The following is a 23,224-nucleotide window of genomic DNA, read 5'->3' as shown; positions in this document are numbered from 1 at the left end:
AAAATAAATACAAAACACTCATATCCAGGATATGTTTCTCCCGATGAATTTGAATTAGATAGCAAAAATGTGTTTGTGAAAAAGCGGCTTAAACTAGTTTTTTTATTTCTGGGTGAGGACCAATCCTCATATATAGTGTGTAGATATTTAACTGTAAAACCGGCAAGACAATTACTGGATAAACAATTAATATGAACTTTCATTCTAAAAATAACCACTATGAAAAAACTACTCCTACTGATTTTTATTTCAGGGATTTTGTTTAGTTGCAATCGCAAAAACCCTTATTCTAATGAGACATCTAAGTCTACAATTTATTTCAATGGTGACATCATTACTGTAGCTGATGATACGGCTACTTACGCTGAAGCGGTACTTATAAAAGATGGTGAGATTTCTTTTGTGGGTGCCAAAGCAGAAGCAGAGAAGTTGGAAACCAATGCTACTCAAATTGATTTAGAAGGAAAAACCCTTGTTCCTGGTTTTATCGATGCACATGGCCACGCATTTAATGCAGGTATTCAGGCCGTATCGGCAAATTTATTACCTGCTCCGGATGGAACGGGAAACGATATTCCAACGCTGATTCAACTATTAAATGAGTGGAAAACTAAAAATCCTAAAGCCTTAGGCAAATATAAATGGATAATAGGGTTTGGATACGATGACGCACAATTAAAAGAGCAAGTTCATCCAACTGCTGACGATTTGGATAAAGTGTCAACAGAATCGCCTGTATTAATTATTCATCAATCCGGCCATTTGGGTGTAATGAACCACAAAGCCCTGGAGTTAACAGGCTACAATGCCAATACTAAAGATCCAGCGGGTGGAGTGATCAGAAGAAAGACAGGCACGAAGGAACCTAACGGTGTGTTAGAAGAAATGGCATTTTTCGGGCCATTATTTTCAGTAATGGCTAAATTGGATAAGGATGCCAATGAAAAAATTGCTTTAGCCGGTGTAGATGCCTATACCCGTTTTGGCTATACAACTGTGCAAGAAGGCAGGGCTACCAAGGCAGTCTGTGATACCTGGTTAAGTCTGGGTAAGCAAGGCAAGCTAACTGTTGATGTGGCCTGCTATCCTGACCTTCAATCACAGTTACCTTATATGCAAGTACATGGTGTACAAAAGGAATATACAAATCACGTAAGAATAGCAGGAATTAAATTGTCATTAGATGGCTCTCCGCAAGGTCGTACCGCATGGCTTACGAAGCCTTATTTTAAGCCACCTGCCGGACAAAAGAAGGATTATGTTGGCTATCCCGCTTTTCCTCTCGAATCTGATGTACACGCACTTGTAGACACTGCCTTTGCGCATAACTGGCAGATATTGGCACATTGCAATGGTGACGCATCACTTGACGAATATATCAGGGCTATTCGTGAGGCTGTAAATAGATATGGAAATGGCGACAGAAGAAACGTAGCAGTTCATGCGCAAACGGCACGCTTTGATCAGTTAGATTCCATGAAAGTTTTAAAAATCATTCCTTCTTTTTTCGGGATGCACACTTATTATTGGGGAGACTGGCATAGAGATGTAACCTTGGGAAAAGATCGGGCGTACAAAATTTCTCCTGCGCAAACAGCACTTAAAAAAGGGATGATATTCACAGAGCATCATGATGCTCCTGTTGCCTTACCAAGCAGTATAATGATCATGTATTCTGTAGTAAATAGAATTAGTCGTTCAGGAGATATTATAGGCCCTGATGAGAGAATCAGTCCTTACGATGCATTACGTTCCATCACTTCATGGGCCGCTTATCAATACTTTGAACAAGATAAGAAAGGCTCAATTGAAAAGGGGAAACTTGCAGATTTTACTATACTTGATAAAAACCCTTTAAAAGTGGAACCTAAAGAAATCATTAAGATTCAAGTATTGGAAACCATAAAAGAAGGTAAATCCATTTACAAAAAAAAGATATAGCTTGAAAAAGGAATACTGATTAGATTAGAAGGATTTAGCTAATCAGTATTCTTGTTACTCTTATTTGTAGCATAATTGAATAAAAGAACCTATTCACAATTTCATTTCTATCACCACAAAATTTTGTTTATCCTTTTACTTTCCTGTTTGACGCTTGGATCTCCGCTATTGCTAAGAAAGACAAATATTCAGATCTTTGCTACATGGCAACCAGACGAAAATATCTTACAGATGAGCAATGGTCTTTGATATCCCCATTAATACCACCCGCTGCTATTCGTTCAGACGGCAAAGGTCGTCCACGAGAGCATAGTGATCGTACCTAAGGTCACTTTATTTATTTATAGTTTATAATTATTGTTTAGTATTATCAAATCGTTTGCCGTGATAAACAGTTCCAATAACTTTAATATCTTTAATCTTTAAAGGATCAATTTTTAAGGGATTTTCGGAAAGGATAGTAAAATCCGCAGTTTTTCCTGTTTTTATGGAACCTATTTCATTTTCTAAATCCAATGTTCTTGCTGCGGTAATCGTGATGCCTTTCAAAGCCAGGTAAGTATCGATTCGTTGGTCTTGTGAAAATCTACTATTCTGTGATGTAACTCTGTTGACTGCGGTCCAGGCCAGTGTTAATGGTTCAATTGGAGCCATTGCAAAATCCGAGTGGAAAGATACCGGAACTCCCCGGCTGGTCAATGATTTGATTCGAACTAAATTCTCCCCTCTCTCTTTTCCTAATCCTTTTTCGGAATATTTATCAGCCAAAGCCCACAAATAATAAGGGTTAACAGATGCTTCAATGCCCAAGTCTTTTACTTCCTGTGCTTGTTTGTCGGAGAAATAGCCCATGTGATGTAGGGTGAATCGATGGTCTTTTCGCGGATTATTCTTTTCATTCTCGGTCACATAATCCAGTACTTGCTGAATACCTTGGTCACCATTGGCGTGCACATGAATTTTATAACCCGCATCCCAGTAAAATTTCACTTGTACTTTCAATAAATCCAAAGGAGTCATCCATTCGCCTTGGTGTCCATCGGTGTAACCACCTTCCATACGCATCAATTGTGAGTAGATTGCGCCATCAGAAAAAAGTTTTACTTGTTTAGGTAAAAACATAATGTTTGTTGTATTATATTTTGCAGGTAATTCTTCCATATACGCTTCTGCCTTTTCATTACTATTCCCTTTCATACTATACAACTGGGTACCGCTAGGAATGAGGTATACAGAATAAGGTGGATTCTTATCCATTTCCTTTTTGAGTAAACTATATTCCATATTAAAATCAGAACTTGGAAAACCAGGTTCAGCTATTGTTGTTATGCCATTTTTCCGGATAAGCTGAGTCATTAATACCAAACCTTTGGAATATCTGGAGGGCACTATGAACCATTGTGCAATTTTTGGAACTAATCCTAACCATCCGCCTTCAAAAAAGTGACCTCTTTCCCATTCTACCTGGGGGTTTCCTTTAAAATCTGCTTTTTTAATTTTCATTAATTCTATTGATTTGTCGTTCAAAAATACCTCGTGAAAGGAACGATGTAATACTGCAATGGGTTTATCGGGAGAAATTTTATTTAACATATCTCTATTTAAATCACCGTGCCATAATTGATGGTATCCCCAAATCCAGTATACTTCACCTGCCTTAGCATTTTTTTGAATCGATTCCGTCAATGCCTTGATGTAGGCATCGTGTCCAATAACTCCTTTTTGGGTTTCTGTTGGCAGTACCCAATCGTAAGGAGCAATAATTTCATTTGGTAAGATAGAAGCTGCAATGGATGGATGTACATGAGGTTCCACAAATCCGGGCATCATCGTTTTCCCTTCTAAATCGACCAGGACATATCCTTCTCCGGCCTGTTTTATCGCTTCCGCCTTATGTCCTGTGAATGTAATTTTTGCGTCTTTCACGACCACTGCTTCTGCATAATTAGCGTTTTGGCCTTCCATAGTTAGAATGTCACCATTATAATATACGGATGCACTATTTTCTTTCCTACGTGTAGTACTTTTTTCGTATGTTTTGTAGGAAACCAATAGTAGGATTACTACAAAAATGGCCAGGGAAATTTTTTTCATAACTGTTTAATTATATTGAATTAATATTTATCAAAATTTTTTCCCAAAATCGATGTTGTATCGAAATCCGAGTACCAATACATTGTAATCATCTTTTTGTTGAGCATAATCGGAATGGCTATAGCGACTTAATAGATACACCCTGGTTGCTGGCGTAATAAAATAGTTGGCTCCTAAAATAAAATGCATTAATCGATAATTGTTATTGTTTAATATAGTCGCTTCTTTGGAATCTATAATGTTAAGACCACCTTCAAAAGCCCACTTACTGTTGGGAATGTAACCGAGAGAAAGTTCATAGCCATTGGTAGGGGCAGAAATCACAGTTGCACTGTCTTTTTTGGCAATGGCATCATCATTAACCGAAAAAGTCGCTGCGCCATAGTATTTACTACTACTGTATTTCATACCCGCCAGGAAATTGCTTGAATTTTTCCCGATTCCCTTAATAAATTCCTGTATTTTAGGTTGAATTTTAACCGTGTTATATGTAGTTCCAATGGTTAAATTTTTATTGATATCGTACTGTACCGAGATACCAAAGGATTCCGTATCTCCGAATAATTGAGTTTGAATACCTGTTTGCAAATCTCCCCATCTATTGCGGTATTGTATGCTATTATCGGCTCTACCAGTTCCTTTCCAGCCACCGTCGGTACCTCCTGCATAGATCCCGTGGGCTGCACCGCCAAAGAGCGAAAAATTATCGGTATAAGCACCGATGTCGTAATAAACTCCCCATTGTTTTCCAATTGATAGTACCCCCCATTTTTTTTGTTGAATGGCCACATAAGCCAAACGAGGACTTAAAACCTCTGCTTTGGAAAAGGGATTTGAAACAAATTCAATGCTCGAATTTGCATCGTTATTGAAATTGACACCATCAATAAAATGAAGTCCCATTTCAATTTTTCCGTTTACAGACCATTGGTCATCAATTTTTCGGTTCAAATAGATACCTATTCTTGGGGAATTTTCCTGAAGTTGTATTTTATTGTCAAAAAGCCCCAGTTGAACGCGAATCATTCCATAAAACGAAATGGAATCTGATATTTTTGTGTTTTGTGCTTTAAGTTGTAAACTTAAAACAACAAGTAGAAGTGAAAGCCATTTTTTCATAGCCAACATTTTGGTTTTTATATTCATTTTGGAAACAGCAATGCCATTCCGGCTCTTATTCCAAATTTACTTTCCGTTCCTTCTGGTGCTGCTAAATTGATTCTTGGACCGATTGAAAGACTTACTTTTTGGGACCCAAAAGAAGTAAGCCCTGAAAACATCGGTTCAAAATATAAGGTTGTACTGTTTTCCGTCCAATTTTGAGTCCATTCGAGTTGAGCTGTCAAACCAGCACCGGATTTCCAATTGAAACTTATAAATGGATTAACAAACATCTGATTTATATTTGGGCGTTCATCATTTCTAGCTAAGCTCCAAATTTGATTAATCAAAGAACCATAAGTCAAGCCGCCAGATTGTTTAAGTGCAACTACTGTTGGACCAATACCAAACTTGTTAGCAGTCAAAAAATCATTGGTCCCTGTTGGAAAGAGCAATACAGGACCTGCTCCCCAGGTAAATCCGTTTTTCAGTTTTTTAGGAGAGAAAAATGCGCTCGCAACAATGTCTGACAATCCAGACTCGTGCGCACCCATTCCGGAAATGTTGTATTGGGATACAACAGGAACAATAACTCTAGTAATTAAATTTATGCTCTGGCTTAGTGATAAAGGAATTACTGGCTGAATGTTCAAAGTATATCGTGATCCCTTAAAACTACCAATACCATAATCTATATTATTTTGCAAAGGCAAAGAAATTAAGGATGCTATAGGATTGGCTAATTTTTTTGCTAAGTCTTCAGTTTCGCTTTGGCCGGATACAGATATTGATTGGAGACAGATAATACCAATTGATAGTAATATTTTCTTTTCCATTTTATTATATTTTGAGAGTGTTAAGATAACTGTGTAGGCTGTCTATCCAGCTCATATCTTTAAGTGGCATCGCTCCTGACCAAACAGTTTTTAATAAACTGTGTTAACATAATGTGCCAGTCTTTTGAGGCATAGTCCAATTTTTTGAGTCTGCATCAGGCTGAGATAAACCACTTTTTCGGCTGCCTGGTCACCAGGTAATTTGCTTCTGACCTTGGTATATTTCGGGTTCGAGTTGTTGTATGGGGATACATAAACTTGATCGCTTCGACAAAGCTTTTCAGATTATCTGTACTTGTGATCAATAGCTTCTACTCCATGAGCATTTAGATGAGTCAACTCACTCATCCCGAAACGCAGCACTTTTATTTTGGCAGATCCACATCCCTGGTATTTCCTTACGACCATTATTATTAAGGCCTAATGCAATCTGTACTGACTTATCTATGACTTTACCCTCCTGGCGCACCTTAAATACGATAGCATCCCTCCAAACTACCATATATACCTTTTCCAGGCGTCTATTCTTCCATTGGTGAATATGACCGATTACGCGGTCTGTTATGTGAGATATTGTGGCTTCACTCATTTCTACGCCATATAGTTACCCCGGCGTGAGTTTCAATGTCATGGACAGTCATACCATGATTATAAAAAGACAATATATTATCTTCTATTTCAAGCATTACACGGCTACGCTTGGGTACCAACTTGGGTTGAATACTGACATCTCTATCTATTGGAACTTCTAAGGGAATTTCTACCGGATTTGATTTTTACTTCTTCTTACTTTACCCATTGCGGCTGTTGGGTGCTCTACACCTTCTGGTGCATGTTTTTCGTAACCTAAATGTTCATCGATTTTAGCTTTGAGTATTTTCTGTATATGCAAACGGTACATTTCATGAAAAAGATCGGAGAACTCTTTGCTGGAGTTGATTTTACCGTTTTTCAAACGGTAGGCCGGTTCCTCTTGAATTGTCTGCTGTAACTTGTCCATAAGATAACTGGTTAATTCAAAGGTAAGATATTAATCACAGACTACTAGCATATCAGTACAGCAGCCTCTGCATAGCATCTTTAACCTTTACTCGGTTATCTTAACACCCCTATTCACGTTCACGTTTTTGTAATTAGTTCTACTGATGTGAGTCGAAAGTATCAATCAGAAGAAAATAGTGGCACGATCGACAGAAAGTTGAAATACTATAAGGATGATTCCATGGGGAAGGATCTGACGATATTGCGGAAAGAATGAAGACATTTGATGAGTTATGTGAAAAAGCACCATAGCTATTCCCCATTTATAGGCCTTCGATATCAGGTAGCCGACTTAAAGTAGCCTTGACTTAATTTTACACCCCAAGCGCATCCTCGAACCTTTCGCATATTATGTTAACTCATTGTTTCCTGTTAATATTAAGAGCAGTTAATTCATTAACTATCTGGTTCGAGTGTCCGATACCTGGGGTCACCAAAAATCAGAAAGCTTCAAGTTCAAGAACTTGGAGCTTTCTGATTTTTGGTGCTTTCATTCACATTATTTATTATCAACCTGTAGCGAGGTTCGAGTCTCATTGTAGTGTTAACTGAGAATAACATTAGAACAATATTCCAATATTTTTCATGATCATTGGCAACAGTTATTTTTGTAATGAGGCATATAAGCTAATAAGTATACACTTCCCGGCATTCCGGAATAGATATTTATAGACTTTATCTTTGCCGCTGTATTCATTGATGCCATCAGGTTTACAGTATTACTTTCCAATCCTGGTATTTCCAAAACCGGTTCAGTCATATCATTTACATACACTCATTTGCCAACCGGAAACTACCAGCTGAACATGGTTCCATTCTTTATTTTGAATGAGTTGAAGGCGTTTGGGTAAGCACCACTTATTTATACTATTATCAGATGTCGTCTATTTTGCGTGCTGCAAAAAATCGACAATCAATTCGGTGAGTTGTTCAGGTTGTTCCTGTTGCAACCAGTGACCCGCACCTTCAATGATGTGAAAGCTTTGCATTTTTGTACAGGCCTTGCGCTGCATCTGTTCTAATGCGCCTGGCGGACGAAATGTTGCCCAGTCAGCGACCCCTGAAATAAAGCAGGAGGGTACATCTATGGTGTGACCCGAAAAAAGTTCGAGGTCAGACCTATTTAATCCGCTCGTGGTACAACGGTACCAGTTTAATCCGCCCTGGAAACCGGTACGTTTAAACTCCTGGGTATAGAAATCTATTTCATTATCCGGAAGCCATTTACAAGCGTCTATTTCATTCTGTGACGGCATGTAGGGAGCAACTGACTCCGGCATTGTTTTATCCAGATCCAGCACATAATAAGTAGGCTGCCTGGCGAATTCTTCTGCCGTGCCCGAGGTAAGGGCAAATCCTTTCTTCAAATCTACACTTCATAAATACATACATAATATCCATCTAACCGATATCCTGATGGGTCAGCTTATAAGTCTTCAGGTCGATTAATAGAAAACATTAGAAGTATACACCCAGTACAAAAAACACTAAGATATTTACCGTATATTCAATCTAACAACTCTTAAAATGCCATGCACGTTACCTCTCTTCGCACAACGCAGCCTGCTAACAGAGCTTCGGCCAATAATACCTCTTCTGCAGGTATTTCCCGGCCTGCTGCAACGGTAAATAAGCCTGTAGTACAGCTCACAAAAAGCCTTACATATGCAGTAAGCCCTGAAGCCGTGGTGAGCGCCTCCGCTAAGTCCAGGTGGATGATGGTACAGGGCCTGCAACAGCTGGGCTATCCTGATTGGCACCTCACCATCTTCCCTATTAACCAGGAAAAATGGAGCCATAGCTTTCAATTGCCTGCCAATGGTAACCCTCCCGTACAAAAATGGATGCTATACAACGAATTTCACTTTACCAATCGCGAAGGCGACCACTTCTTCTACACTGATGATTGTGTCCCCCTGAAAAGCAGCATGGAATCAAGAGGCAAAAGCCCTGCATGGGAGCTACAGGATAAATGGACCTGGGCTAACTGGATTTGTCATCAGTATTTCAATGTAAACTATAACGCGTTACAGCAATATGTACAAGAACGTCCCAAGGCTGAACAGGAAGAAGCAAAAAAAAAGAAAGCAGAAGAGCAATTCCAGCAAAACCTGTGGGAGCTCTATAAAGATTCTGTCAGGCGCTTTCCTGAATGGCATGAAAAAGAGAAGCTGGACGTGTATAGCTGGACAAAGCTAATCCAAGACGGCTACCGGGGCACTGATGAACAATTTAAACTACAGATAGCTGAGGAAGTCAAAGGAATTCCTTATCCGACCCAGGAGAGAGTATGGGTCGATAATGAAAAAGGATATGGATATGAGACGCCCCAGCATGAAAAATCTCCCAACTCTTCAGGTTTGATATAAAGCGCACTGTAAATAAATGCTTAGTCCCGGGACGATCAACCTGTAGCATTTCGAACACAAAATTCAACCCGGGGAAAATACCCCTCCCCCATGTTTTTTTTCACCTTTTCGCGCAACAGTGTAATGTGTAGCTTGCAAGCATAACCTCAATAACTACTGAATCTATGAGTCATAGTCGCAAAGTCGGGTACCTATTATTGACCCTGGTCATCATTTTCTACACCCCTTATGTAGCCCTGCTACTCCGCGAAGGAGGAGAACTCCCACCGGATTTCTTTTATTTTCCTGCAAAGGTAGCCACGGTAAAACCAGATAAGAATTACCTGGTGATTGTCATTACCTCCTTATTGTTCATCGCTTACCTGTTACTCGTCTTCTTCCCACGTATTTATGGGATACGACCTGCTACCACACCACCGCCACGCCCCCCAAAAACACGCTTACCATGGTGGTTCTGGCTGGGACTGATTTTGTGGGGTGCGATCATAGTCATATTCGCCGCAAAACTCAGCGGACCTAAATGGCTGTTGAACTGGGCATTATTGCCCCTATGGTGGGGCTTCATCTTTATGCTGGATGGCATGGTCTACGCCCGCAATGGGGGTAAATCCTTGATGAAAAATGGAATGGCAGAACTTTTTGCCATGGGGATGCTCTCCATTTCAGGATGGCTCATCTTCGAGTATTTCAATTTTTTCATCAACATCAACTGGTTCTATCCGCATGCGGAGATAGTGACACGGGATGAATTCCTGCTCTACGCCATTATAGGTTCCTCAGCATTTATTCCCATGGCATTTGAGTGGTACCACCTGCTGCTGACCTTCCCGCGCATCAACGCCGGTTACCGGCAGGGCCGAAAGGTGAAATGGTCGCTGACTGCGCGTATCATTATTCTGATTGTAGCAGCCGGGTTGCTTTTCAGTATGGTATTCGCACCGGATAGTCTGTTCTACGCCTTCTGGCTGGGGCCACTCACCATCCTGATTATTGTACTGGGCTTGCTGGGAAAATGGACGCCTTTCCGTGCTATCAGGGAACAGGGTGACAGGAATCCGCTGATTGTTTTTTCTACCGTATGGGTCATACAGGGACTTTGTGTGGAATGCTGGAACAGACTGAGTTATTTCCAGGCCATAGCCGTACGGTTCCATGGCGGTTCTTTTAACCCGGGTTACTGGGATTACTGTATTCCTTTTGTGAATTTCTTCCATATTTTCAATATGCCTTTGTTAGGCTACCTGGGGTATGTGCCGTTCGGTATTTACTGCTTTATATGGGTGATTACGATGTCTTTTGTAATGAATATAAAATTGCCGTTCACAATGGGGGATAACGAATGAAATACCTGCTTATACTGATAAGCTGCATCCATTGGTGCTTACCCGCTGGCGGACAAACCGTGCAATGGTCGCGGGGCGACGAGACATTGTCCGTTGCCCCGGCGATGCAATTTATGGAAGATAGCACGGGTAAGTTGCGGATAGAAGATGTGATTACTTCAGTTTGGCATCCTACGGGACAACCAGTGCTTCATTTCGGTTTTACGGATAAAGTGATATGGCTTCGCCTGTTTGTACGGAACAATACAGCTGATAGTCTGTTATTATCCTATGAACAGGCGTTCATATCCGACCTTACATTATACTATACCGACGCAGAGGGGCATTGGCAGCCGATCAGGAGTGGATACGAAGTTCCGTTTACGGCAAAGCCTGTACTGGACCATAACCAGGTCATTCCCTTTCCCCGTTCGAATGGCCCGGTATATATCCGCATGCGCCCATTGATCCATGCTACACCTGTGCAACTCATTACCCTTAAACAATGGGAGCTGCAAGCTGCACGGCAAAAAATGGATTATGGGATCTATGCAGGCATCCTGCTATTAGCAGTGATCGTGAACCTCTTCCTGTTCGCCGCCCTGAAGAAAAACTATTTCCTGTATTATTCTATTCTCATCTTCTTTTACCTGATGACCTCTGCAACGGTCATGGAGGGTTACGCCATCTACTTCTTTCCCCGGATCCCGATGATGTTCTGGTACAGCATCGTACCGGTACTGGACATGATCGCGCTTTTACTCTTTTGCATCTCTTTCTTTGAGCTGCGTAACAGGCATCCGGACCTTTATGGGGTAGCATTGTACAGTGCGGCATTCTTCCTGATTTATCTGGTGGTGCTCTCCTTCCTGCCTCTGCTGCCGGTTTTACTGGCGAATCAGGTTTTTGCATTGTATGTATTTGTGATCGCGAGTGTGGTCGGGTTGAAAGAGGGACGATCCGGGAACCCGCTGGGATACTACTTTTCAGGGTTCTATGCCTTGTGGTTTATACTCATTCTCGTGGAAGCTGTGTATATACAGACCGGGGCGCCCCAACATATATTCCCGGTAAGTTATGTTTCTACGGCCATTTTCCTGGAAGGTTTTCTCCTGGCGATTCTTGTTGCGAAACGATTCCAGCGGGAAAAGCGGGAAGATAACCTTCGGCAGTTTGAGATGAAAAACCAGATAGAGAAAATGGAACAAAATTTCAGACAGGAGATCCTGACTACACGGCTGGAAATCCAGGAAGAAACATTCACTGCCATTAGTCAGGAAATACATGATAATGTGGGGCAATTCCTGAGCCTTGCCCGGATACAGGTCAATATTATGGATCAGCAGGAAGCCAAGAATGGCCCTATGATCATTGAACTGAGAGATAATCTTGGCAGAGCGATGACTGATTTGCGAAATATTGCCAAAAGCCTTAATAGTTATTATATACAGAATAACAGCCTTGGTGAAACGATCGCCAGTCAGGTGCAACATATCAATCGTACGGGATTTACACGTCTTGAGCTTTCTATCAATGGCTCAGAACGGGAAATTGATAATCAGCGTAAACTGGTACTTTATCGCATGGTGCAGGAAGGTATCCAGAATGCTATTAAACATGCGAAGGCTTCAACCGTCCATATCCGGTTGGATTATACGGGTACTTTATTTTTGGTAGAGATTGAAGATAATGGCGAAGGGTTCGATAAAGAAGCGACATTACAGCAAAACCAGGGACTAGGATTGCATAACATGTTTAGTCGCGCGACACTGATTGGAGGTGAAGCATACATTGTGAGTCATCCAGGGAAAGGTACCATTATTCAGATCAAAACACCATTTCAATAACTCATGAAGATTAAAACGCCCTATCAATAAATGAAAAAGATCGCTATTGTAGACGACCAGGTGATGATACGAAAAGCATTGTCCGTATTGATAAATATGTTTCCCGGTTACGAAGTGATGCTGGACGCAGCTGATGGGAAAGACCTGCAGCGACAGCTTCAGGAGGAGCACCTACCTCATATCGTATTACTTGACATTGTAATGCCCAATATGGATGGGTATGAAACAGCCGGATGGCTTCGGGATAATTACCCCGACATCAAAGTGCTGGCCCTAAGTACAATGGACGCTGACACGGCCATCATAAAAATGATCAAGCACGGCGCGAAAGGCTATGTGCTGAAAGATGCAGATCCTGCAGAACTGAAACTGGCATTTGACGAAGTAATACGACAGGGTTATTTCTATAATGAACTGATCACACGCAAAGTGATGAACAGCATCCATGCATTGGCAGATGATAAAAGTGACCTGAAGGCATTCGCGAAATTGACAGATCGTGAACTGCAGTTTCTCCGTTTAGCTTGTAGTGAGAAAACCTATCAACAGATTGCGGCAGAAATGTTCGTGAGCGAGCGTACGGTAGACGGTTACCGGGAAGCCCTGTGCAAAAAGCTCAACCTGAATACCCGGGTGGGTCTGGTAATGTTTGCTATTAGAAATAATATCGTGCAGTTATAACCCTATTACGGGAAAAACACCCTCCTCATTTCCGTCTTTAATCCCATTGTTACAGACATGCGTCCGGGTTAGTTTTGGTAAAGCAATGTTTTATTCTTTACTAAACTTATGATCATGTTTGTAAAATCTCTATTCACAGCACTGGTCTCCTTCGCTCTTTGCAACAGCATTTCGGCAATACCGGCCTTTCATTCCTTAAGGGATACTCTTCCCACTACCCCAACCGATACTGTTCCAGCGGCGGTTTACACCCCTTCTGCACCAGCAGCTGTAGAAGTATCAGACGATGACGACGATACCAAAAGCGTACTCACCCCTTTACTGAGCTACAACTTTTCCAGTGGAAAAAACAACCTCTCCAATCTTACTCCCGTTATCAACTACGGATGGATCAAGACAATCGGAAAAGCATTCTGGGGCCGGGCTAAATGGGAACTAGCCATTAATCCTTATTCAGCCGGACAAATAGACGTGAAGGATTCGGCCAACTATCTCCCTGCCCTCATGCTGCCTGGCATTGCGGGTATCAACATCAACAACTTTTTTACGTTCAATGAAAATGGTAACGGGCATTTTATTCTCTATCCCGTGAATTTCGCATTAAAACTGAACACTAATTTCCAGGACTCAGGCCGGATTATCGCACAGTATAACGTTCGCTGTGGTATGGGCTTCCGGTATGATGATCATTTTCAGATAGGGATACAACATACCTGGGCATGGCATAACCTGACATCGGAATCAGAAGAGAGTTTTAAAAAGGTATTCAATACAGAGAAGAGCCGGATTTCTTATGTGACGGTGGTATTCGAAACCTATTTCAATACTTCGCATGAAGCCAATACAGATGTGGACGGTAATGATAAAAGCAATGTATTATTCCTGGAATGGAGATGCCTGACAAACAGAAATGATTTCAAGGGATTTCCTAACGATCGTATTCTCACACTTGGGTTCAGGAAAACACTTAATCTTTCTAATCTCAGCCTCGCACCAGGAGCAGCTGCAAGAAGCAGAAACGCAGCAAGATGAAAAAGTTGATCATTGCACTCATACTGTCAATTTGCATGACGGCCTGCACGCCACCTGATGTACCAGGAGGACTACTACTACCCGAACCGGATTCACTCAAAGAGTTTCCGCTTGCTGCCTCTTCCGGACGCAAGGTGGAACTCCGGCTGGCAGTGGATATGGAACCAGTGCTGCCTCCCGCTGGTGATCAGGGAAAACAGGGATCCTGTGTGTCGTGGGCATTGGGGTATAACCTGTTCAGCTACTATGAAAGAGCGCATGCAGGGTTGCAGGATTATGGCATCTCTCAGGGTATCCCTGATCCAAGAAAAGTGTATAGTCCTGCGTTCATTTACAATTACCTGAAGCAGCAGGTCATTCCCACTGATTGTCAGCGGGGTATTTTGTTCAAAGATGCGTTTCACATCATTATGAACAAAGGTAATTGTCAATGGGCCGATTTTCCCTATCATTCGGTGCAGGATGGGTGCAAGGGCGGTGTAACGACGGCCAGCATTGATGGTGCAAGCAAACATAAAGGGTACCGCTTTCAGCGGATCACAAAATCGGAATATGATTTTAAAGTGCAGGTGCAAAGTGGGTACCCGGTGATTATCGGGGTCTATACTTCGGAAAGTTTGTATGATGATGGGAAAAATGCGGATACCACCCGAAAGTTTATCTGGAACCCGGCACAGCGGGATAAATGGGAGTACCACGCCATGCTGGTGGTAGGGTACGATCAACAGTATTTCAAACTAATGAACTCATGGGGAGCAGACTGGGGGAATAAAGGATTTGTGTGGATACCCTACAAGAAACTACTGGACCGGACGGTGGAAGCTTATACAGCAGAGAAGCTCGTCCCTGATAGAGGCATCGCCGCTATACCGTTCGCCATGGATTCGACTATTAAGCACCGTAAACATATGAGTTTAAAATTACCGGATAACTCATTCATTGCTTTTGATAATTTCTCGATGAATCTGAACAGGATGAATGCAAGTGTTTCATTCAGTATTTTTGATTCTACATCTAATCATCCCTACAAGGGATATTTGCAGGAAGGCGAGCAGAAGCAGTTTTATATATCGGATTCTCTGGTGACGATCTATTCTGATTTTACGAATAACAAGGTAAGACCGGTTCATATGAACATGAAGATTGATAGTGGTGTTGTAGATGAGAATATCAAAGGGATTGATTCGATGCTGCGGGAGAATTACAGCTATCTGAAAAGTAAAAAGAACCTGACGGAAGGGGATAAAAGAATGCTGAAAGAGTTTGTGAATTGGGAGGGGAAATATCGGATGATGTCCAACACCAATGATAACAATGACAGCGTAAACTGGAAATTATTAACTGTTCTGCTTTCCCTGATACCATTAGGCGTGTGGGCTTTCCGACAATGGAGGAAAACCCGGTCGTAGTCAATAACCTTCGGTTTGGGCCGAAGGTTATTTTTAAATAATTTTTCCTGTTCTGTCTCACTTAAATGAGTGCCAGATTGATTATAAACTCAGGTCTTCATAGAACACCACCGTCTCAGGTGCCTCCGGCAGGTACATAATCTCCACAGGGCCTGTGCCCAGCTTATGTGTTTCCAGTAGTGACACTATTTTCTTTGTCACCATGCTATGCCGAATCCCCTGCTTATCAGTAAACTCAATATTAAATGCAACCTGGGGTTGCTCATTAATATACAAACCTGTTTGATTGTAACTTGTGATCTCGCCCTGTGCCTTCACGCCGTACATGACCATTCGCACAGCGTTTTTGGAAGCGCCTGACACTTTACCGATCATACCAATCAGAAATCCAATAAAGAGTGCTGTACCCAGGTTAATCAGGGGGATTAGCGTCCATGGATGTGGCAGCACAAAATAGCGCCAGTCCGCAGACACAGGATAATACACGGCTACCCCAATCAACACCAGGAATATAAATGTATAGAGGTATACCATCGGTACATTGCGGATTACCTGTATACCTTTGGGTACGACCAGTCCTGCTTTTTTTTTCATATTCACGCTCAATTCAATCTGACTACCTTTTTCATATCTTCTTTCAGCAGGCTTACTGTCCATCAGCTGATAACCTGCTTCTACAGGGGTGCCAGCGAGGTTTGTAAATGCGAGCCGGAGTTGTAGCACAGCTGTTTGTTTGATCACGCCTTCCTGCACTTTATTTTTCACAGTGGCGATGATGGTAGTACCTTCTTTAGCATTCTTTAAGATTTCTGACTTGTTGGCGAAGACAGTCTTCACGTAAAATCGCCCGTAAAAAGCAAGCAGTAATATCCATCCTACAATTGCAATACCAATGGAGATGTAAGTGAAGTTGGTAGGATCTTCGGGCACTTCAGAACCATCAACTGAAGAATAATAAATGATCATCGGTAGGACAACAGTAAAGGCTAACGTGTATAGGGCCCAAAAAGAAATGGTTAAGTTAGGTTTTCTCATAATGCTATTTTAACGACAAACATCAGACCACAATTGAATTGGCTGAGTATAATCCGGGATTTTCAGACCTTCTATTGTAGAGGTATTTGATGCGGTCTGGGTCATTTGTTTTCATTAAAAATATATTTGTGTAGTTAAATGACTACACATATATTTGTACACAAATACCTTCACCCATGATAATCAGAAGAGACGTGTTTCAGGCCATTGCGGACCCGACCAGGAGGGCTATTCTAATGCTGGTGGCGTCACAGGCGATGACTGCCGGATCTATTGCCGCAAACTTCAATACTGCGCGACCTACCGTGTCAAAACACCTGGCGATTCTAACTGAATGTGAGTTGCTTGAACAACAGCAAAATGGCAGGGAAATTTACTATCACCTGAACCCAAATAAGATGAAAGAGATTGCTGATTTTATTGAACCATTCCGGAAACTATGGGATGACAGGTTCAATAAGTTGGAGGATATTATGAAAAACTACAAGAAGAAATAGGTCACCCATTCCTTAATGTACTTTCCGTAAAGGAGGATAAAAGGGATGATATTACGAAACCTGCAAATAGAAATAAATGGAACTGAAGACTAAAATCCACGCTGAAGAAGGTCAACAGCAACTCACCATTACGAGGGAGTTTGAACTGCCTGTAGAACTGTTATTCAAGGCATATGAAGATGCTGATATTGTAGCCCAATGGATGAACACAAAAGTTGTAAAACTGGAAAATAAAAAATCCGGTAGCTGGCAGTTTGATACCAGCGATGGGGAAGGTAAAATCGTCTTCACGGCAAGTGGTGTTTATCACGAGTTTGTGCCGAATAAAAAAATTACCCGCACTTTCGAAATGGGGAATGCACCTTTTGATGTGCAACTGGAATTCCTTGAATTTGAGGCCCTGGATGAAGATAACAGCAAACTCACTATGCAGATTATATATAGATCGGGAGCATTGAGAGACCAGATGCTGAAATTGCCTTTCAGACAAGGTTTAAATATGGCACATAATCGCTTACAGGAAGTCGTTAACAAATTAAAATAACGATAAAAGTATCGATATCAGGCATGCTGAAATTCCCTTTCAAAAAAGGTCTAAACATTGCACTCAATCAATCATAGAAAGTTGTAAAAAAATTAAAATAACCGTATGAGTACTGAACTGCTGAAAATATTAAAAGCCCGTTTTGAAAAACATGCAAATCGCCACAAAGAAATTGAATGGGCAAAGGTAGAAGCAAAACTAATTGCCAGTCCAAAGAAATTAAAAGTTCTCGGTATTATGGAGGAAACTGGCGGAGAGCCGGATGTGATTGCATTTGATAAAAAAACAGGGGAATATACTTTCGTAGATTGTTCGCCAGAAAGCCCTAAAGGCCGCAGAAGTGTGTGTTATGATCAGCAGGCGCTGGATGAAAGAAAGGAAGCAAAGCCAGCGGATAGTGCTACTGAGATGGCGGCGGCAATAGGGATAGAGTTGCTAACTGAGGAGGAGTATAGGGGGCTGCAGGAATTGGGGGCGTTTGATCTGAAAACTTCCAGTTGGCTGGTTACGCCAGCTGCTATCAGAAAATTAGGTGGGGCAATCTTTGGGGATCGCAGATATGATCAGGTGTTTGTTTATCATAATGGGGCGCAATCTTATTATGCTGCAAGGGGGTTTAGGGGATCGTTGAAAGTGTAAATTCCCTCCCAGATCCTACTTCGCAATCCTTAGCTAATCAAAACCATACAACCACCTCTCCTTAAAACTATAAAAGAAACGCCTCACAAAGGAGAGGCGCTTCTTAATTTCCTTACTGTATTTACCAATGCATCAATATCCGTACAGGTATTATAAAACGCCAATGACGGTCGCACACTACTCTCTAACCCAAACCGCCGCAGTATCGGCTGCGCACAGTGATGGCCGGAACGTACAGCGATACCATTATTGCTTAACGCCGTCCCCACTTCCTCTGTACGGAATCCCTGTAATACAAACGATAGCACGCCTGCCTTATCCGGCGCCGTACCGATCAATCTCAATCCAGGAATATCCTTGAGTAACCGCGTAGCATATTGCAATAAATAATGCTCGTACTGGTGTATTACCTCTATGCCTATACTGTTTACATAATCAATTGCAGCACCCAATCCTACTGCATCGGCTATATTCCCCGTACCTGCCTCAAAACGGGCAGGTGCCGGTTGGTATTTAGTATGTTCAAAGGTCACATCACTGATCATGTTTCCCCCACCCTGCCAGGGTTGGGTTTCATTCAGTAAAGCTTCCTTGCCATATAATACACCGATTCCCGTAGGACCAAATACCTTATGCCCTGAAAATGCAAACCAGTCGGCATCCAGATAGCGCACATCCGCTTTCATGTGCGATACGGATTGAGCTCCGTCTATTAATACTTTCGCTCCTGCCTGGTGTGCAAGGTCTGTCATCTGCTTCGCAGGCGTTACAGTACCCAACGCATTGCTCACCTGCGTGAAGGATACAAGTTTGGTTTTCGGGCCTAATAAACGTGCATATTCTTCCAGTATGATTTGCCCATCTTCATCTACAGGCGCAACTTTCAATATGGCTCCTTTTCTGGCTGCCAGCTGCTGCCAGGGAACGATGTTCGCATGGTGCTCCAAATGAGTCACTACAATCTCATCGCCAGCTTTGATGTTTTGATCACCCCAGCTATTTGCTACCAGGTTGATGGCTTCTGTGGTACCACGTACGAATACAATTTCGTTCGGACTACCTGCATTCAGAAAGAGCTGTACCTTTTTGCGGGCTTCTTCGTATGCATCTGTGGCTCTTGCAGCTAATGTGTGCGCCCCGCGGTGAATATTGGAATTCTCATGCTCATAGAAATAGCTGAGTCTTTCAATCACGTGCCTGGGTTTCTGCGTTGTCGCAGCATTGTCCAGCCAGATCAGCGGACGGCCGTTTACATATTGATTGAGAATGGGGAAATCTGCTTTCACCCTGTTCACATCAAAAGGCGCAGCGGCAGTAATAGACTGGCCATCAGATGGCATGAAATAATAAGAAGAGTCGGCAAAAGGCAACTGTCCCGTCGGCACATACTGCGATATTCCCTTCAACGCCGCCTGTAACTGCTCCTCAAACGTATTCTCATGCTCCAACGGCAATGAAGAAGGCGTTCTACCCCCGCCTGTAGAAGTAAGCGTAGAAGTATTCACCTGGCTCCCCAGCCCTCCAATCTTCGGATCCTCCCCTAACTGCTGCGCAGAAGGAGACTTCCCACTCCCCGCCACAGAAGCCGGTATCGGCCCCCTGCCACCCGGAAAATGCGGATCATGCAAACTGGTCTGAGGCTCCGCCATATTAACGGTCTCCCCATGTTGCAGCAGGATATCATTATGTGATGAAGATACTGGCTGTTGCCCCGGTTGCGCCTGGAAATACTGATTCGCCAGTTGCTCAAGGAACGCAGTTTCTATTGGATTACTTGTACTCATGATATTTACCGATTTCTACGTCTTCAAGTACAGCTATGGCGTCATCTACCAATACTGCCAGCGAACAATACAGTGATACCAAATATGAAGCGATCGCACGCTCATTGATACCCATAAATCTTACGGATAATCCCGGTGACTGTTCGCCCGGCAAGTTAGGCTGGTACAGCCCCACCACACCCTGCCTGCTCTCACCAGTGCGGATCAGGAGGATCTTGGACTTACCTTTCTCTACCGGTACTTTATCAGAAGGAATCAGTGGCACCCCTCTCCATGTAATAAATTGCGAACCAAAAAGGGAAACTGTTGGCGGCGGTACACCCCTGCGGGTACATTCCCTGCCAAATGCTGCAATGGTAAGCGGATGTGTCAGAAAGAAACCCGGCTCTTTCCACACCTTTACAAGCAGGTCATCCATATCATCCGGTGTCGGTGCACCTGTACGGGTTTTGATGCGCTGTGAAGGCGCAATACTGCTCAACAGACCGTACTCCTTGTTGTTGATTAATTCGCTTTCCTGACGTTCTTTGATTGCCTCAATCGTCAAACGTAATTGTTCACTGATCTGGTTATAAGGTTTACTATACAGATCTGACACACGGGTGTGTACATCCAGTACTGTGTTCACCGCTGTCAACATATACTCTCTTGCATCCTCGATGTAGTCGACGAATGTTTGAGGAAGTGTACGTTCGTCACGACCACCACAGTCTACTTCTACCTGGGTAGCATCTTTCACCCTGTTCAGGCGATAGATCCCGGATTCTACAGGTATCCAGCTTAATAAATGGGTCAGCCACCGGGGGGTAATAGTACTCATCTGAGGAACGGTACGTGTGGCGATGGCCAGTTGCCGTGCGGCCACATCACCTAAAGCAGTTTGCTGCCTGGTCTTTGATTCTGCCATGGGGATAGCGTTTTTAATAAATGATTAAAGAAAGATAGATCATCAGGACTGACTGGTGGGATCAGTTCTTCATGTGGTGGTTAATTAATACGGACACTATATTAAAGTAAATCTTTGATATAAAAAATCTTCCTGCTTAGTCTATCAACCCAATATATTAAGTAATAAACCCGCTTCAGCGTTGAGCCAAAGCGGGTTTCACCTTATTATTAGTTAAATGTTAAAACTTAAACATCTTGCCTAAATCATTCAGGTCCACATCACCGTCATTATCTTTATCCAGGCCAAATTTTGCACCTAAACTGCTTAATCCACTCAGGCTGCCACCGCCTCCCAGAGAGGCTAAGATCTCCTGGATGCCACCCTGTCCACGCAGTGCGTTCAGGATACCAGGAATCAGTGTAGCTGCGATGGTGGTAGCTACCTGACTGTTGATGCCGAACTTCTGCATGATGTTGGTAGCAAAGTTATTCTCCATGTCTTTTGTTTCAGGCGTGTCCCCATTGGAGGATAACATTTCAGAAATTTTGTCGGTCTGACCACTGGTTACCAGACCTGTTACTTTAGAGAGGATGACATTCTTCAGTTCTTCCACAACCCCCTGGTTGTGTTCATTTGGTATTGCGGGATTGTCAGCTACGCTTTGCTGACTGTGCTGCTGGATCAGAGATGATAATTGCTCGAACATATGTATCAATTTTGGACAAAGATAATTTTTAAAAGGATAGCGTTTTCGCTTCGATATGTGATGTATTCATTTCCTTCTTTTCAGGTACTTTTACATGCCTCAATAGTATAGCCTTTACATCCTCAAACATTAATGCAGATCTGGAATCTCCACGTCGCACGTCTACTTTAAAATTCCACATTTGAATACTATCCGCATGCATTACATACAATCCCCATGCAGGCAGGTCTCCAAACATGGTGAATTCCGGATAGCCAGCCGGGTTATCCGGTACTACATTGATCGCACCTTTTACACGCTCTCCCTGATAGACCACTTCAATATCCATGAGCTGCACATTTTTCACCGGATGCCCAGGCAACCCTGCAATCACCATCGGTAGTACATATTGAATCGGCATCTTCGGTAATGGCCCTTCCTGCGGATACCCGATGTCAGGTTTACCTGCCGGGATTTCCGCTTTTACTTTTTCAATCACAATATTATTGACCGTACTGTATCTGTCATCTGTATTCCGCTTCCCCAATCGTATAAACAAGGCATTGCCGGTGTTCGTGGCATTCACCCCACTAATATGCACATTCTCTATAAATCCCCCATCTACGGCCTCCAAAGCTATCGCTGAACGATAAGTGTCAAACACCGTAATGTTCTTTACCACAATATTCTTAAACCCTCCCAGTGATCCAGTGCCTAATTTAAACCCATTCGCACTGGAACGCAGCGTACAATTTTCTACAGTGACATCCTCACAAGTCCGCGCCGCAGTTTCTGACTTCAGACATATTGCATCGTCTGCCGCATTGAAATAACTGTTCTTAATCACTACATCCTTTGAATCAACAATATCTACCCCATCATTGTTCCAATAAGCCGTACTTTCTACATTAATTCCATCTATCACCACATGGGTACACTCCTTATAATTCTGCACCCAACAGGCAGCATTCTTTAAGGTCACCCCCTTTATCCGTACCCCCGTACAGTTTTCAAAGTACAACAGGTTGGGCCTGTTTTTTTCAGTTGGTCTTTTTTTCAACCACTCCTCATCCTGGATCTTCCCCTCACGCAGGCATTGAATGGTATTTTCTACCAACTCCCTACCCTGTCCATCAATCATTCCTTCTCCTGTAATACCCACGTTTTGCTGCCCCTTACACACAATCAACGCCGGACCACTGTAGTGCATCCGCTCCGTACTCCCGAACAAAATGGCGTCTTTATCCAAATGTAATGTGACATTACTTTTTAACTGCAAAGGGCTAGTCAGGTACATCCCCGCAGGAATCATTACTGTCCCGCCCTTAAGAGTAGCGGAATCAATCGCCCGCTGTATAGCATTGGCGTTATCAAAATTCATCGTAGACTTTGCTCCAAAGCGGGTAATAGGGAACTCTGTTTGCCCCCGGGCCTTCACACTCAGGAAGACCAGCAATAATATGACAGTACTTTTCATT

The 23,224-nt window shown here is 42.6% G+C and carries 21 protein-coding genes and 1 pseudogene; 10 read left to right on the top strand and 12 right to left on the bottom strand.

The features are described 5' to 3' along the window. Nucleotides 1-219: 219 nt before the first annotated feature. Entirely contained in the window at nt 220-1,941 is a 1,722-nt protein-coding gene (locus BW716_RS19295) for an amidohydrolase (protein ID WP_083724977.1), read from the top strand. 354 nt (nt 1,942-2,295) lie between these two features. Here the strand turns inward: BW716_RS19295 and BW716_RS19290 are convergent, their stop codons facing one another. The 7 genes and pseudogenes from BW716_RS19290 to BW716_RS19265 all read right to left on the bottom strand — a co-directional run bounded on the left by BW716_RS19290 (nt 2,296) and on the right by BW716_RS19265 (nt 8,380). Then, nucleotides 2,296-4,035, bottom strand: coding sequence for an amidohydrolase (locus tag BW716_RS19290; RefSeq protein WP_143708912.1), 1,740 nt, complete (start codon nt 4,033-4,035; stop codon nt 2,296-2,298). Between the two features lie 30 nt (nt 4,036-4,065). Continuing rightward, nucleotides 4,066-5,154 (bottom strand): porin, encoded by a 1,089-nt coding sequence (locus tag BW716_RS19285; RefSeq protein ID WP_179091191.1) that lies wholly within the window; start codon nt 5,152-5,154, stop codon nt 4,066-4,068. A gap of 23 nt (nt 5,155-5,177) precedes the next feature. After that, entirely contained in the window at nt 5,178-5,972 is a 795-nt protein-coding gene (locus BW716_RS19280; protein WP_083724973.1) for a transporter, read from the bottom strand. Between the two features lie 340 nt (nt 5,973-6,312). After that, nucleotides 6,313-6,564: pseudogene (locus BW716_RS19275) on the bottom strand (transposase); the annotation flags it as partial. Continuing rightward, on the bottom strand, nt 6,554-6,730 hold the full coding sequence (locus BW716_RS39020) for a transposase (RefSeq protein WP_143708917.1): 177 nt from the start codon (nt 6,728-6,730) through the stop codon (nt 6,554-6,556). The pseudogene BW716_RS19275 and the gene BW716_RS39020, both read right to left, overlap by 11 nt. A gap of 2 nt (nt 6,731-6,732) precedes the next feature. After that, nucleotides 6,733-6,972: a hypothetical protein gene (locus BW716_RS19270; protein ID WP_083724969.1), complete on the bottom strand. Its 240-nt coding sequence runs from the start codon at nt 6,970-6,972 to the stop codon at nt 6,733-6,735. Between the two features lie 925 nt (nt 6,973-7,897). Next, on the bottom strand, nt 7,898-8,380 hold the full coding sequence (locus tag BW716_RS19265) for an alpha/beta fold hydrolase (protein WP_083724967.1): 483 nt from the start codon (nt 8,378-8,380) through the stop codon (nt 7,898-7,900). Between the two features lie 165 nt (nt 8,381-8,545). Between BW716_RS19265 and BW716_RS19260 the strand changes: the two genes are divergently transcribed. The 6 genes from BW716_RS19260 (at nt 8,546) to BW716_RS19235 (ending at nt 15,673) form a co-directional block, all read left to right on the top strand. Continuing rightward, entirely contained in the window at nt 8,546-9,382 is an 837-nt protein-coding gene (locus BW716_RS19260) for a hypothetical protein (RefSeq protein ID WP_083724965.1), read from the top strand. A 164-nt stretch (nt 9,383-9,546) separates the two neighbouring features. Then, nucleotides 9,547-10,725 carry a hypothetical protein gene (locus tag BW716_RS19255; RefSeq protein WP_143708911.1) on the top strand — a complete coding sequence of 393 codons (1,179 nt, stop codon included), beginning with the start codon at nt 9,547-9,549 and terminating at the stop codon, nt 10,723-10,725. Beyond that, nucleotides 10,722-12,551, top strand: coding sequence for a 7TM-DISM domain-containing protein (locus tag BW716_RS19250; protein ID WP_083724962.1), 1,830 nt, complete (start codon nt 10,722-10,724; stop codon nt 12,549-12,551). The genes BW716_RS19255 and BW716_RS19250 overlap by 4 nt, the downstream gene beginning before the upstream one ends. A 30-nt stretch (nt 12,552-12,581) precedes the next feature. Then, nucleotides 12,582-13,232: a response regulator transcription factor gene (locus BW716_RS19245; protein ID WP_083724960.1), complete on the top strand. Its 651-nt coding sequence runs from the start codon at nt 12,582-12,584 to the stop codon at nt 13,230-13,232. A 114-nt stretch (nt 13,233-13,346) separates the two neighbouring features. Continuing rightward, complete coding sequence (locus tag BW716_RS19240) at nt 13,347-14,264, top strand: hypothetical protein (RefSeq protein WP_143708910.1); 918 nt, start codon at nt 13,347-13,349, stop codon at nt 14,262-14,264. Beyond that, complete coding sequence (locus tag BW716_RS19235; protein ID WP_083724956.1) at nt 14,261-15,673, top strand: C1 family peptidase; 1,413 nt, start codon at nt 14,261-14,263, stop codon at nt 15,671-15,673. The genes BW716_RS19240 and BW716_RS19235 overlap by 4 nt, the downstream gene beginning before the upstream one ends. 81 nt (nt 15,674-15,754) lie before the next feature. On the opposite strand, the gene BW716_RS19230 is transcribed toward BW716_RS19235, so the two are convergent. Further along, on the bottom strand, nt 15,755-16,708 hold the full coding sequence (locus tag BW716_RS19230; protein WP_220388791.1) for a hypothetical protein: 954 nt from the start codon (nt 16,706-16,708) through the stop codon (nt 15,755-15,757). A 176-nt stretch (nt 16,709-16,884) separates the two neighbouring features. Here BW716_RS19230 and BW716_RS19225 point away from each other — a divergent pair, with 176 nt between their 5' ends. From BW716_RS19225 to BW716_RS19215, 3 genes are all read left to right on the top strand, one after another. After that, a complete protein-coding gene (locus BW716_RS19225) occupies nt 16,885-17,205 on the top strand; it encodes a helix-turn-helix transcriptional regulator (protein WP_083724952.1) in 321 nt (106 codons plus the stop codon). Between the two features lie 76 nt (nt 17,206-17,281). Further along, entirely contained in the window at nt 17,282-17,749 is a 468-nt protein-coding gene (locus BW716_RS19220; protein WP_083724950.1) for an SRPBCC domain-containing protein, read from the top strand. A 105-nt stretch (nt 17,750-17,854) separates the two neighbouring features. Then, on the top strand, nt 17,855-18,388 hold the full coding sequence (locus BW716_RS19215; protein ID WP_083724948.1) for a DUF4256 domain-containing protein: 534 nt from the start codon (nt 17,855-17,857) through the stop codon (nt 18,386-18,388). A gap of 83 nt (nt 18,389-18,471) precedes the next feature. Here BW716_RS19215 and BW716_RS19210 read toward each other — a convergent pair whose 3' ends face one another. The 4 genes from BW716_RS19210 to BW716_RS19195 all read right to left on the bottom strand — a co-directional run bounded on the left by BW716_RS19210 (nt 18,472) and on the right by BW716_RS19195 (nt 23,223). Beyond that, nucleotides 18,472-20,172, bottom strand: coding sequence for a family 2A encapsulin nanocompartment cargo protein cysteine desulfurase (locus BW716_RS19210; RefSeq protein WP_083724946.1), 1,701 nt, complete (start codon nt 20,170-20,172; stop codon nt 18,472-18,474). After that, nucleotides 20,159-21,079 carry a family 2A encapsulin nanocompartment shell protein gene (locus tag BW716_RS19205; RefSeq protein ID WP_083724944.1) on the bottom strand — a complete coding sequence of 307 codons (921 nt, stop codon included), beginning with the start codon at nt 21,077-21,079 and terminating at the stop codon, nt 20,159-20,161. Before BW716_RS19205 ends, BW716_RS19210 begins: the two co-directional genes overlap by 14 nt. 220 nt (nt 21,080-21,299) lie before the next feature. Then, a complete protein-coding gene (locus tag BW716_RS19200) occupies nt 21,300-21,767 on the bottom strand; it encodes a hypothetical protein (protein WP_083724942.1) in 468 nt (155 codons plus the stop codon). A 28-nt stretch (nt 21,768-21,795) separates the two neighbouring features. Next, nucleotides 21,796-23,223, bottom strand: coding sequence for a glycoside hydrolase family 28 protein (locus tag BW716_RS19195; protein ID WP_083724940.1), 1,428 nt, complete (start codon nt 23,221-23,223; stop codon nt 21,796-21,798). Nucleotide 23,224: the final 1 nt, after the last annotated feature.

Origin of the sequence: [Flexibacter] sp. ATCC 35208, assembly GCF_001975825.1 — a bacterium.
Classification (GTDB): domain Bacteria; phylum Bacteroidota; class Bacteroidia; order Chitinophagales; family Chitinophagaceae; genus Chitinophaga.
Note: the sequence above shows the minus strand (reverse complement) of the source record. Positions and strands in the feature narration are given on the sequence as shown.